Below are 12,352 nucleotides of genomic sequence, written 5' to 3' on the forward strand. Positions count from 1 at the left end.
GTGTTGCAATGCGAGATCGCTGCCTTTGAATTCGTTGGTACAGGACCTGGTTCGAGCGCTTTCTGCAAAACGTTTGGCCTTAGGATTCGAAAAGATCGCTCGTGACGGAAGCTTGTTCGAAGGAAGGCTGCGAATTGCTCCCCAGGCAATCGCTCTCGGGACGTCATAGAGCCAGCTGTCATGTCCGCGATCAGAATACCCGCCGAATGGGAGCCGCATGATTTTTGCTTCATGTCCTGGGGGGTTCATCGGGAATGGGGCTCATATACCGAAAAGGTGAAGCGCGAGCTTCGCGAAATCATCTCCACTGTTGCGGATCACGAACCGGTCCGGCTGCTGGTACCGCCGGATTTGGTGGCCGACGCAAAGCAGCAGGGCTTCAGTGGAGCTGTCGAAATTATTCCGGCTCCCGTCGATGACATTTGGATGCGCGATATTCTCCCGACATATGCTCTTCAGAATGGTCGGCTTTGCGCCATCGACTGGAATTTTAACGGGTGGGGATCGGGACGAGTTCGTCCCGCACGTCCTGGTGACCGGCTGGCAGGCTTGTTGGCGGCATCCTTGTCAATTCCGTCCGTCCCCGCATCCTTCATTGCCGAGGGAGGGGCGCTTGCTAGCGATGGGCAGGGCATGGTCATAACGACGAAAAGTTGCCTGCTCAATCCCAACCGCAACCAGGCTTTCGGGCGGACACAGGAGGAGCAGATGCATGCAATCGAGCAGAGCCTCGCCGCCTTTGGAATTAGCAAGGTTGTATGGCTGGAAGGAGATTTGGATGAACCGATCACGAGCGGACATGTCGATGGCTATGTTCTGTTCGCCGCCGATAGCAGGATTCTTGTCGAAGGAGTCGATCGAGAGGAAACGCCTGAGGGACGTCGCAGGCAGATTGAAATCGACACGTTGCGCGGTCAGCTCGATACGAATGGGCGCAAGCTAGCAGTGAACGTTGTATTGCCGCCACGCGACCGTTATTTGCGGTTTTCAAATGAAACGTTCGCACCTTGCTATCTGAACGCCTATATCGCGAATGGTGCGGTTATAACCGGACGGTTCGGAGATCTGGAACGCGACGAAGCCGCCCGCCAGGCCTTGCAGCAGGCATTCCCGACGAGGAAAGTCAGAATGCTATGTATTGATCACATCGCCAGGGGTGGTGGTGGCGTGCATTGCTTAACGAAGGATGTGCCAAAAGCTCTCCGACTGTAGAACTTGATATGCGTAGCGAATGGCGGAAGGGGAGGATTATGGACCAGTCCGAAATCATCAACTTGGGTAAAAGTCTCGCAGCGGCCACGACCGGCTGGCTGGCAGAGAAGGCGAGTTCTGGGTTCGATGAAAGTCTGCTTAGCGAAGCTATGCTTGCTATTCCTCTTTTCGAATCCCTGAGGCGGGGCCTAAGCTGGCGGATAAGCGGGGAATGGTGCGAGTGGAACCTCGAAGGACTGAATAGGGGCGATGTCAATATAGATCTTTACGCCGAGAGCAAAACCGAGAAGCTCTTCGTGGAATTTAAGCTCTTGAAAGAGAAGAACCTCAATGATCAGCGATTGATCAAAGACATGATGAAGTTAGCGCTGCCCGACAGCCCCGAATTCGGCCGGCTGCTGGTTACTGCACACCCACCAAGCGGCCAAACGGAACAACAATCGAAATCAACTTTGCTACGAGGAATCGATGTTGCGAGACGGCCTATCAAATTCAATTTGACCAGGAGGGATGGTGTTGCGCCTCTTGTGATCAGCGATTTAGGGCCGCACCCACTTTCAGGCAAGATGGGTGAGCATGTCGATCGTATCATTCGATGTGATCCTGATGCCGCGAAGTTTGTTGTCGAGCATATAGCGAGCCAGCGCGACTCCGAATTTTTAGTTTCGGTTTATTCTATCTCACGGATCGGATCGTAACGAGACCAAACTCCCCCTCATGGTGTCCCGCCAAGCCATTTCGAAACCTCTGCGTTTAGAGAGCGCTGGCGGAAACGGATGAGAATTTTCATCTGTCTTTACTGCGCTCCCGCGTATCTGGCTAAGACCTCTACCTGAACCGACTGGGGTTCTTCTAAGCAGGGCAATCCACAAATATGAACAAGACCATTAGTTTTGAGCTGAGACAGCGTTTGCAACAAGTCGCCCACTTCGATGAGACTCATCCCGACTTGGTCCCGCCGCCGGCCCTGAAGAAGTTCATCCCCAAGGGCGATCCGACACTTGCGTAGGTCCCGCTGGTCGCGAAGAACTTTGACGTCAGCAAGGAAGCTGCCGCCCGCGCCTACGCCCGCTATCATCCGAAGCAGCTGGCCATCGTCGTGATCAAGGACGGCATAGTCCGGCGTGCCCACAAGGGGCCGACGTTCCCGTGGATTTCCGCGGCCTATGGAAAGCCGGTCCCGCGCGCGTCCAGTTTTATGCGAAAGATCTGCGCCAGCGGGTGGCCGGCGAGTTGTCATCCATCATTCCGGAGCACTGGTTGGAACTGAAGGATGGCCAGCCGGCGGAGCTTTTTGAGCAAGTTTATCCTCAGCAGGATGGGTTCGCGCTGCTGATGCTCTGGATTGAGATCGAGGAGTCCGAGGAGGTGGACGACGAGCCGACCTCGGCGCGGCGCGTCAGAGATCAGCAAGCACGCTGGCGTTAGCCGTCGAGATCTCTGTCTTCGAGACAGCATGATTAGCTTTAAGGAGAGGGAATTTCCTCCAGCAGGTTGCGCAAAACCAATGCTTCCAGCTTGACCCGCTAAATTTCCTTGTTCTAATTTTGTTCTCGTGCGGCCGGTCGATTCTGCCGGCCCTAGCCCGTATTTGAACGACAACAGCAGCCGCCCCGAATCCAGTCAGGTACCATGCACGAGATCCTCTGTCCCCACTGTACCAAGGCCTTCAAGGTAGATGAGTCCGGCTATGCCGAGATTTTGAAGCAGGTCCGTGACGCCGATTTCGCACAGCAACTGCACGAGCGGCTGGAACTGGCCGAGCGCGCCAATCAGAGCGCCGTTGAATTGGCCAAGGCCCAGGTAAGCAGCGATCTGCAGAAGATCACAGCTACTAAGGACGCTGAAATTCAGGAGTTGAAGTCCAAGGTTGAGGGGAATGGCGTCGCCCAGAAGCTCGCGGTAGCTGAGGCGCTCAGCGCCGTCGAGAAGGAGCGGGACAGGCTCGCGAACGCGCTAGCCGAGTCCGAGCGCGAAAAGAAGGCGGCCTCGGAGCTTGCTGAAGCGCTTCTGGCCAGCGAGCAGCATAAAATCACTGCTGCCACGGAAAAAGAAATCCAAGAGCTGAAGGCCAAAATTCAATCCGTCGAGCTTGAGAAGAAGCTGGCCGTGACCGAAGCGGTTGGCGCCATTGAGAAAGAGCGCGATGAGCTGAAAAACGGCATCAAGCAGGTACAGCTTGAAAAGCAGCTCTCCGAGCAGTCGCTCAAGGACAAGTACGAAACCCAGATCAAGGATCGCGATGACGCGATCGAGCGCCTCAAGGATATGAAGGCCCGCCTATCAACCAAGATGGTCGGCGAGACCCTCGAACAACACTGCGAGACCGAGTTCAACCGGGTGCGGTCGATGGCCTTCCCACGAGCCTATTTCGAGAAAGACAACGACGCGCGGACCGGCAGCAAGGGCGATTACATCTTCCGGGACTTGGACGAGGCCGGCATGGAGATCATCTCGATCATGTTCGAGATGAAGAACGAGAGCGACAAAACCGCTACGAAAAGCAAGAACGAAGATTTCCTCAAGGAGCTCGACCGCGATCGCACTGAGAAGGGCTGCGAATACGCCATCCTGGTCTCTCTGCTTGAACCGGACAACGAACTCTACAATACCGGCATCGTCGATGTCTTCCACCGCTACCCGAAAATGTACGTCATCCGGCCGCAGTTCTTCCTACCGATGATTACGCTCTTGCGGAATGCGGCGATCAATTCGCTCAAATACAAGACCGAGCTGGCGCTTGTGAAGGCGCAGAATATCGACATCACTCAGTTTGAAAGCCAGCTCGAGACCTTCAAGACCGCATTCTCGAAGAACTATGATCTTGCTTCCAGGAACTTCCAGACCGCGATCACTGAGATCGACAAGTCCATCGACCATCTTCAGAAGACGAAGGATGCGTTGATAGGTGCAGATCGCAACCTGCGCCTCGCAAACGACAAGGCGCAGGATGTGACCATCAAGAAGCTGACCCGGGGCAATCCGACGATGGCGGCGAAGTTTGCAGAGCTAAAAAGCCAGGCCGCTGAATGAGGCGCATACTTGACCTGCAGTGCGTCTAGCTACCCCGCTGCCCTCCTGCGCATCCGCGCTTTCCAATACGGCACTCCGAACATTTGCTCCTCGAGCTTTTTGAACTGCACCGTCGCAAACGCACCGCGGCTCACTAACCCAAGCCGTTCGAGACGCTTTCGAACGAAAGTATAGCTAATCTTAGCCGCTATACGACGCTTGAGCCGGACGATATCTTCCGGGCGCCAAGTCGATATGCCGATGGACTTCACGAGTTCTGAAAACTCCTGCTCGGGATAAATGAACTCGGCGGCAAAAACTTCGGCGCCCTTCTCAATCAGTTCATTGCGGTTGTAGTCGCCGCAGGTAACCACGCCGTTGGCTATCTGCTCCTGGTCGACATAGTGATGCTTGAGTTCATGGACGAGAGCGAAAAGCTTGGGCTCGTCCGGCAAGGACCGTTGGACGGCGACGGAATAATCACCGTCCGCACACATGTACATGGCTTTGATCTTGGCGGGCAAAGGCCAGGGGTCGATTCGGATGCCCTCTTTCTTGTAGATTTGGCGGACCTCTCGCAGGCCGAATGAGTTTGTACGCACCGCGTGGTACATGCGCTTTTCTCGCGCGAGGGCTTTAAGCCCTTCAAAATACTCATCGCGGGTCATTTAGGATCTCCTAACGTTTGCTTTTCGGCCGCTTGGCCTTCTCAAGAGCTTGGCGCGCCTTTCTAAACTCGGCGTACCGAATCACTTCCTCAAAATCATCGTTATCGAGTCCGCCGGTCGCTGAAGTTAGCGCCGCGATTCGCTTGTCATCATGTTGCAGATCCGGGAAAAATACGGTGATTGAAACTTTAAACAGGCGCGCCAACTTATCTAGGTCTTCGGCGGTTGGCTTGTAAGTACCCGTCTCCCACCTCGAAACCGTGTTTGCGGCTGTCCCCAGTTTCTCGGCCAGACCCTCCTGACTCAGCTTTCCTTCTGGCCAGTTTGTCCGGAGCCTCTGAATTGTTTCTCCTATGTGGTTGTAAATATTCGCCATCCGGACTTCTCCTGTTTTGGGATTGATTTGTCCTAGAATAGCTTGACAGCTCGCCTCCCGCAACATTACTGTATGAGGACGGAATCATCCTGTTTCAGGATGGCCGAAGGAAAGGAGGTGGTTGAAATGGAGACGGAGAACGTTCTGAAGCAGGACGATAAGAATCCGAAGACTATCCAGGCGTCGGTCTACACGACGTCTGGCGCGTTTCCCCGCAAGGGCAGCGAATCGGTCAAGTCGGATGATCTGATCGATAAGATCCTGAAGCAGGCGCAGCACGCGCTGCACCTGACGGATGTCACCGGCTGGGAAGCGACGGTCGACGGCAATGTCATCGACCCGAACAAGACCTACGAGCAGAATCATCTGACGGGCACGGTCGTGATCCACTGGGGTCCGCGCGAAGGCGGCGGGGGCTGCTAATGCACCCCGAAGCTTCCAAGCTGATCTTCGAAGAAGAGGTCGGACGCTGGCCGCCCGATCTCGCGTCTACACGCGGCTGGATAATGCACGAGGTCTCTTACCCGGTGATCGATTACGAGTTCACGCGCCCCGGCCGGACACCGCTGAGGCTGAAGATGTCGTTCGATGACTGGGATGACCTGCCGCCGTCGATAGCCTTGTTTTCCTCGGCCGGTGCTCTGCTGTCGTCCCTGCCTCCCAACCTCTCAAATATCTACAACCCATCAGCTCACCCCATCACCGGCCGGCCGTTCGTCTGCATGGCGGGCTCCCGGGAATTTCACACACACTCAAGCCACCTCGCTGAGCCTTGGAGCCAATTCAGGGGCAAGCCAGGCTTCGGCATCGGCGACCTTATGACCAAGCTGTGGCACGGATGGCTGAAAGGAGCCGGATAATGTCGAAGGTCATCTGCAAGCGCCACCACATCGAGGAGACGCTGAAGCATCTCCAGGAAGCGGGCCGGCGTGGCAACGAGTGCGTGGTGCTCTGGCTCGGTCGCGAATCGGCTGCAGGCATTGAGATCGAGGCCGTGTGCCGGCCGGCGCAGGTTGCGGGCGCGGACATCTTCCGCATTCCCCCTCCGGCGATGCGCGAGATCATCGGCATCCTCGCCCAACACGGCTGGAAGATTGCCGCGCAGGTTCATTCGCACCCGCGCGAGGCCTTCCATTCACTGGCCGACGACAAGTGGGCCATCGTGCGACATGAAAATGCGCTGTCGCTGGTCGTGCCGTACTTCGCGGCCCAGACCACCGCTTTCTCATTCATGCAGGATCAAAAGACCTTCAGGCTCAGCGCCGACAATCACTGGCAAGAACTGGCGGCTTGGGAGATTGGCAAATGGCTTCAAATATCCTGACACCCGAGGCGCGCCAGGAAAACGTCAAGGCGCTGGCGCTCGCGGCGGGCATTACGTCCGAACAGGCCGCCGAGCGCCTTGATGGCCGAGTGCTCTGCACGTTCGATCGTGACGACGCTGCTGCCTGCCAGTTCTATGAAGAACTGCGGCCGGTGTTGGGGAGGACCATAGACGTTCACGACACGCCTGACGGCCAGCGCTACCTGGTCGAAATGGTCATCGGCGAAGTCGAACCGCGAGGAGGTGCAGCTACGGTCTTCGTCGGGCTCGGGCCGGACAGCTGCTGCTTCAGTCCCGTGCCGGAAGGCGTGCACAGCTCAAAGCCGGTTCACAGTGCGCTTTCGGTCGTCGCCGCCTGCTACGGTGCCGCTGTCGCGGTTCACCGTGCGGTTGGAGAGGGCATTCCCAATCCCCCGCCGGAACACCTGGAAATCAGGTACGACGAGATCCTGGCCGACCTGAGTGTCCTAAATGAAGCTTTAGATATCGGTGAGACCCACCTGGCCGGTGCAGGCGCTATCGGCAACGGCTTTCTGTGGGCAGCTCGCCACGTTGACCTGCGCGGAGAACTCAGCGTCTGCGATGATGACGTTGTTTCCTCCGGCAATCTCCAGCGCCAGGTCTGGTTTGGCGAGGGTGATATCGACGATCCCAAGGCCTCAACGCTTTGCGAGAAGGCGCAGCCACACATCCCCGGCTGCCGGCTAAAGCCTGAACCCATGCGCTTGCAAGACCTGCCGAACCGATCAGGCGCCTGGTTGAAGCGCCTTATCGTCGCGGTGGACAGCCGGCGTGCTCGCCGTGAATTGCAGAACGAGCTAGCGGCTGAGGTGTTTGACGCCTCCACCACGGACATTCGCGAGGTGGTCATCCACTATAACCGCGCGGGCTCGGACCTCGCCTGCATGGGATGCCTGTATAAGGCGGATGAAAAAGAGGCCTCGCAAGACCAGATCATCGCCGAACACCTTGGCGTGAGTGTCGACGAGGTCAAGACCAGTCGTGTATCGCCGGCCGCAGCGGCGGCGATTGCCCAAAAGCACCCGCACCTCGATCCGGCGACAATCGAAGGCGAGGCATTCGATTCTCTCTACAAGACGCTCTGCGCAACAGGCAAGCTGCATGCGTCGGTAGGCAAACAAGTCGTTGCCCCCTTCGCCTTTGTGTCTGTTTTGGCAGGTACGCTGTTGCTGTTCGAAGTCATGACCAGACTCGCGCGGCCCGGATTGGTACAATCGAACGAATGGCATGTTTCGCCGTGGCGTGAGCCGTTCAGTCGAGGTCGGTTGACTCGCCTCCGGTTCAACGCGTGCGAGTGCTGCGGGGACTCGGTCCGGGCGCGAGCGATGCGTGGTTTGCGTACGAGGCTATGGGCAAGCTGAAGCCGGCATTGGTCAATGTGACGGTGAAGCAAAGGTCGACCCCGCACGGCCATCTCATTTCGTTCGATCTTACGCCTGCTCCCGTTAAAGATCCGCACCTCCCGGCCGGTAAGGTCGGGTGAATAGGCCTGCAGCGCGTGCCGGCAATGGCCCGAGGCTGACTAACGCGACGCTCGTCCAAGCGTCGCGGACGTGGCGTGCAAGGAACCGGACCGCCGATAGCCTTGGGAAAATGGCCGGACCTCAACGAACTTGGCGACGCGCCACCGTCAAGGCTCATATGTGAAATAAGATACTGAAATAAGATACGAGCGCCTCGTCCGGGCGATCAAACACAAAGGAGGAAACGCCATGAGCGCGATCTGGCCGGAAATCCCCTTCGAGACATGGCGCGAAACCTGTTCCGCGCTTCATTTGTATTGCCAAGTTGCCGGCAAGTATCGGCTCGCGAGGACGCCGTGGATCAACCATTCATGGCACGCGACTTTCTACGTGAATGCTCGCGGGCTCACGACTTCACTGGTTCCAGACGCCTCAGGTATCGAGATCACCTTCGATCTCTCCCGCCACATCGTAATCGCAGAGGCCTCTGACGGGCGCAGGGTTGAAATGGCGCTCGGGCCGATGTCCGTTGCCGACTTTCACACCAGGTTCTGTGAGCTGGTGGGACGTCTCGGCGGCACACCGGAATTCGACGGCCGGCCCAATGAAGTCCCTGATCCGATCCCATTCCAGGACGACCGTCAGATCCGCCCCTATGATGCAGACGCCGCGACGCGGTTCTTCAGGGCCCTGGTTGCAATCGACGGTGTTTTTCATCGGTTTCGGACGGGCTTCACCGGAAAGGTCAGTCCAGTCCATCTCTTTTGGGGCAGCTTCGATCTCGCGGTGACGCGCTTCTCCGGACGTCCTGCTCCGCTTCACCCGGGGGGCGTACCGGGTTTACCGGATGAAGTGACGCGCGAAGCCTACAGTGATGAAGTCTCATCCGCCGGGTTCTGGCCGGGCGGAGGCGGCACAGACTTTGCGGCTTTCTACTCCTATGCCTACCCCACTCCGAACGGCTTTGCCGACGAACAGATTTTGCCGACGGGCGCATATTTCGATCAGAAGCTCGGAGAATATCTCCTGGCCTACGACATTGTGAGGAAGTCGAGCGATCCGGAGGCGACGCTCATGTCGTTTCTGGAAAGCACCTATCGTGCGGCAGCGGACCTCGGAGGCTGGGATCGTGCCGCGCTCGAATGTCCGATTGGTCACCCCCTTCGGCCCCGCCCTCTGGACAGGAAGAGATGAAGTTCGACCAGCCTTCGCCTTGTTCAGGCAGAGCACCTTAAGCGCGACGTAGAGCTGCTATGCTGCGCCGGCGGGACTGCTCGTTCCATCGACGGTAGGCGCCGCCCGACTCGGATCTGCCTTGGTGTTCGCTTTCAACGCGCCGCTTGCGATCCAATCGGTCGGATCCAAAACCGAAGAAGAATGCCGCCCAGCAAGGAGCAGAGCGCCGCCACTTGTAACACTATGCGTAGCGCGCGTTCGAACGCGGCTGTTGCGGCTTCGGTGATGCCGGCTTGTCCCGCCAGTATTGCATTCAGCGTTTCGTTGGCTTGTGCCCGCGGCGCACCGGCAAGGTGATACGAAAAACTGGCAAACAAAACGGCGCCAAGCGCCGCGACTGCCAAGAGACCTGCCACCCGGGCGACCGCGTTGTTGACGCCCGAAGCGAGTCCGGCGTGGGCGTCACCCACCGACGACATTACCATCGACGTCAGCGGCGGGACCGTGATGGTCATACCAATGCCAAATACGCAGATCGCCGGAAACGCTCCGGCCCAGTAGGATTGTTGGAAATCGGTAAAAGCCAGCAGCGCCAGACCGCAGCCTGCGATGACGGGTCCGATGGTGAGCGACTGCCGCGGCCCGAAACGGTCGGAAAGCGTGCCGGCGAATTGCGCCCCGAAACCCATGATGAGAGCAAATGGAAGCAGTGCAGCACCGGCCTGTGTCGCGGAGTAGCCGCCGAGCCGGATCAAGCCAAACGGCAAATAATACAGCGCACCGCCTAGTGCAAAATAAAGCAACAGCGTCAATGCGTTGGCTGCGGCGAAACTGCGCGAACCGTACAGCGATATCGGCATCATTGCTCGTGCGCCGAGCCGGGCTTCCATTGCGAGAAATAACAAGAGCAATAGAAATCCCGATCCGAGCGCGCCGACTACGGTTCTGTCAGAAAATCCCGCGGCCGGAATGGCGTTAAGCCCCCAGGTGATCGAGGCGAGACCGGCGGCGATGGTGGCCGCTCCGGCCCAGTCCAACGATTTTGCGTTGTCATTTCGGCTTTCGCCTGCGAAGCTCGCAAGTCCCGCTGCGACGGCCGCCAGCGGCACATTGAGCAGAAAAATCGCGCGCCACGACACCTGATCGACTAGCCAGCCACCCAATACCGGGCCGACGGCGGCGGTCAGCGCGCCGACACCAGCCCATACTCCGATCGCATGATTGCGCTCGTGCTCGTCAAAAGTCGCTCCCAACATCGCGAGGCTCGCCGGGATGAGGAACGCGGCGCCAACCCCTTGGATTGCGCGGCTTGCGACTAACACCGTGATGTTGGGGGACAGGCCGCACGTAATGGAGGCCAAGGTGAATATCGTAATGCCGAAAACAAAGATGCGTCGACGGCCGTAAAGATCGGCAGCCGCCCCTCCAACCAGCACCGTAGCGCTTAGCAGCAGCAGGTAAGCACTAACGATCCATTGGGTCGCGGCCACGCTTGCATGCAAGACGTGCTGAATCGTCGGCAGGGCGATATTTACGACCGACCCATCGACCAATGCCATGCTCGACCCGAATATGGTCGCCGCCAGCGTCAGCCGCTTGCGTCTTTGCGACGGTGTCGCGTCAAAGGCTGGTGTCGCCCGGATAATGTTAGCCTCGCAGGGAGGTTGTGTGAAACCAATCATTTGGGGGGCTCGAGAAGCGTGGCTGTCGCGGTCAGCGTGCGCCTCGAGGGTACCGTTGGCAACCGCCGGTTCGCCCATTTCGCCGAGGCGACCTGCGTCACCCCGGCTACGGATTCGCGGACCACAAGGGCTACCCGGTGCCGGCTCACGATGAGGCGCTCGCCAGGCTTGGTGCATGCGCAGCTCACCGGAGGTCGTACCAGTACGCAAAGCTCTCGGGTTGCCGCCCCTGCCGACGTGGCTTTCAGCATCCGAGCGCACCGCCGGCTGAACTCCAGGTCGTATGCTTCGTCTTGGCGATTTATTTTCGCGACCAGTTCTTTTCGCGAACGACGTCCTTGGCCTTTTTGTCGGACCGCAGCCCGAGATAGACCGGCTGGCGAAGCTCGCCCTTGCTCGTCCACTCCGCGAACTTCACTTCCGCGACCAACAAAGGACGCACCCAGGTCGTGACCCGCTCGTCCTTCACCTTGGCAGAAAAGGGTGACTTGGCTGTCTTGAGCCTCACGAGCTTGCCGTGAAGCTCTTCGAGAACTTGGTGGCTGAATCCGGTGCCAACGTGGCCGATGTACCGCCATGCATCCCCTTCGCGTACCGCCAGCACGAGCGCGCCGAAGAAAGGCCGGGTTCGCCTGGGCGCCGTGAAGCCCGCGATCACTACCTCTTGCCGCTGTGCCGTCTTCACCTTCAGCCAGTCGGCGGTCCGGCATCCGGACGCGTAAGGGCTATCGGCGCGCTTGGCCATGATGCCTTCGAGATGTCTCAGCTCGGCTTCTGCGAAAAACTTTGTGCCGCTGCCTTTGCGGTGCTTGCTGAATGCGATCAGCTTGTGGCGCGGCAGGATGGCCTTCAGCCGCTTCTTGCGCTCGAGGAGCGGCAGCGCACGCAGGTCCTCACCGTCTGCGAACATAAGGTCGAACGCGCAGTACAAAAGCTTAGCCTCATGGCGCAAGGCGTTTTGAAGCAACTGGAAATGGGAAACGCCGTCCTTGCCGATCGCGACGAGCTCGCCATCGAGCACGGCGTCCGCTTTCACGCCCTCAAGTGCTTTCGCGACCTCGACATAGGAGTGGCTGATGATTTTCCCATTGCGGCTGTAGAGCGCGACGCGACCGCTCCGGATTTCCGATACCATGCGGAAACCATCGAATTTGTCCTCGAAGATCCAATTGGGATCGTCGAACGGCGAATCGGTCAGCGTGGCCAGCATGGGCTGTAAGCGATGAGGCAGGGTTGATTTTCGGGACATGGTCGGAGGGCGGGACGAGAGAGGAGGAGAAACGACTAGGATGCATCGTGAGTTCCGTCTGAAGGCTTGGGCGCAAAATTCTGGGATGACCGGTCCAAAAATTCCCAGGTCGCGGCAGATGAAAACGGGCCTGCCGGGTCGCCCCCGCGCTTGCCTTGAAACTCTGCTG

The 12,352-nt window shown here is 58.4% G+C and carries 13 protein-coding genes and 1 pseudogene; 10 read left to right on the forward strand and 4 right to left on the reverse strand.

Going from position 1 to position 12,352, the window contains the following annotated elements; all coding sequences use genetic code 11:
* Nucleotides 1-180: 180 nt before the first annotated feature.
* From AAE027_RS12480 to AAE027_RS12495, 4 genes are all read left to right on the forward strand, one after another.
* Nucleotides 181-1,212 (forward strand): agmatine deiminase family protein, encoded by a 1,032-nt coding sequence (locus AAE027_RS12480; protein ID WP_370988304.1) that lies wholly within the window; start codon nucleotides 181-183, stop codon nucleotides 1,210-1,212.
* A gap of 38 nt (nucleotides 1,213-1,250) precedes the next feature.
* Nucleotides 1,251-1,910 carry a hypothetical protein gene (locus AAE027_RS12485; RefSeq protein ID WP_370988305.1) on the forward strand — a complete coding sequence of 220 codons (660 nt, stop codon included), beginning with the start codon at nucleotides 1,251-1,253 and terminating at the stop codon, nucleotides 1,908-1,910.
* Between the two features lie 451 nt (nucleotides 1,911-2,361).
* Nucleotides 2,362-2,640, forward strand: coding sequence for a hypothetical protein (locus tag AAE027_RS12490; RefSeq protein WP_370988306.1), 279 nt, complete (start codon nucleotides 2,362-2,364; stop codon nucleotides 2,638-2,640).
* A gap of 204 nt (nucleotides 2,641-2,844) precedes the next feature.
* The gene (locus tag AAE027_RS12495; protein ID WP_370988307.1) at nucleotides 2,845-4,245 is read left to right on the forward strand and encodes a DUF2130 domain-containing protein; all 1,401 of its coding nucleotides are present in this window, start codon (nucleotides 2,845-2,847) and stop codon (nucleotides 4,243-4,245) included.
* A gap of 29 nt (nucleotides 4,246-4,274) precedes the next feature.
* Here AAE027_RS12495 and AAE027_RS12500 read toward each other — a convergent pair whose 3' ends face one another.
* Nucleotides 4,275-4,892 (reverse strand): ImmA/IrrE family metallo-endopeptidase, encoded by a 618-nt coding sequence (locus AAE027_RS12500; protein ID WP_370988308.1) that lies wholly within the window; start codon nucleotides 4,890-4,892, stop codon nucleotides 4,275-4,277.
* Between the two features lie 10 nt (nucleotides 4,893-4,902).
* The gene (locus AAE027_RS12505; protein WP_370988309.1) at nucleotides 4,903-5,268 is read right to left on the reverse strand and encodes a helix-turn-helix domain-containing protein; all 366 of its coding nucleotides are present in this window, start codon (nucleotides 5,266-5,268) and stop codon (nucleotides 4,903-4,905) included.
* Nucleotides 5,269-5,394: 126 nt separating this feature from the next.
* Here AAE027_RS12505 and AAE027_RS12510 point away from each other — a divergent pair, with 126 nt between their 5' ends.
* From AAE027_RS12510 to AAE027_RS12530, 5 genes are all read left to right on the forward strand, one after another.
* Entirely contained in the window at nucleotides 5,395-5,691 is a 297-nt protein-coding gene (locus AAE027_RS12510) for a hypothetical protein (protein ID WP_370988310.1), read from the forward strand.
* Entirely contained in the window at nucleotides 5,691-6,128 is a 438-nt protein-coding gene (locus tag AAE027_RS12515) for a putative metal-binding protein (protein ID WP_370988311.1), read from the forward strand. The genes AAE027_RS12510 and AAE027_RS12515 overlap by 1 nt, the downstream gene beginning before the upstream one ends.
* The gene (locus tag AAE027_RS12520) at nucleotides 6,128-6,592 is read left to right on the forward strand and encodes a Mov34/MPN/PAD-1 family protein (RefSeq protein WP_370988312.1); all 465 of its coding nucleotides are present in this window, start codon (nucleotides 6,128-6,130) and stop codon (nucleotides 6,590-6,592) included. The genes AAE027_RS12515 and AAE027_RS12520 overlap by 1 nt, the downstream gene beginning before the upstream one ends.
* Complete coding sequence (locus AAE027_RS12525) at nucleotides 6,574-7,974, forward strand: ThiF family adenylyltransferase (RefSeq protein ID WP_370988313.1); 1,401 nt, start codon at nucleotides 6,574-6,576, stop codon at nucleotides 7,972-7,974. Before AAE027_RS12520 ends, AAE027_RS12525 begins: the two co-directional genes overlap by 19 nt.
* A 351-nt stretch (nucleotides 7,975-8,325) precedes the next feature.
* Entirely contained in the window at nucleotides 8,326-9,270 is a 945-nt protein-coding gene (locus tag AAE027_RS12530) for a DUF5996 family protein (RefSeq protein WP_370988314.1), read from the forward strand.
* A gap of 134 nt (nucleotides 9,271-9,404) precedes the next feature.
* On the opposite strand, the gene AAE027_RS12535 is transcribed toward AAE027_RS12530, so the two are convergent.
* Nucleotides 9,405-10,934, reverse strand: a complete 1,530-nt coding sequence (locus AAE027_RS12535; protein WP_370988315.1) for an MFS transporter — start codon at nucleotides 10,932-10,934, stop codon at nucleotides 9,405-9,407.
* A gap of 86 nt (nucleotides 10,935-11,020) precedes the next feature.
* On the opposite strand from AAE027_RS12535, the pseudogene AAE027_RS12540 reads away from it, so the two are divergent.
* Nucleotides 11,021-11,205, forward strand: a pseudogene (locus AAE027_RS12540) (ribonuclease HII); the annotation flags it as partial.
* Between the two features lie 30 nt (nucleotides 11,206-11,235).
* Here the strand turns inward: AAE027_RS12540 and ligD are convergent.
* Entirely contained in the window at nucleotides 11,236-12,183 is a 948-nt protein-coding gene (gene ligD / locus AAE027_RS12545; RefSeq protein ID WP_370988316.1) for a non-homologous end-joining DNA ligase, read from the reverse strand.
* Nucleotides 12,184-12,352: the final 169 nt, after the last annotated feature.

It is taken from the genome of Bradyrhizobium sp. DN3 (genome assembly GCF_041357655.1).
In the GTDB taxonomy this organism is placed as follows: domain Bacteria; phylum Pseudomonadota; class Alphaproteobacteria; order Rhizobiales; family Xanthobacteraceae; genus Bradyrhizobium.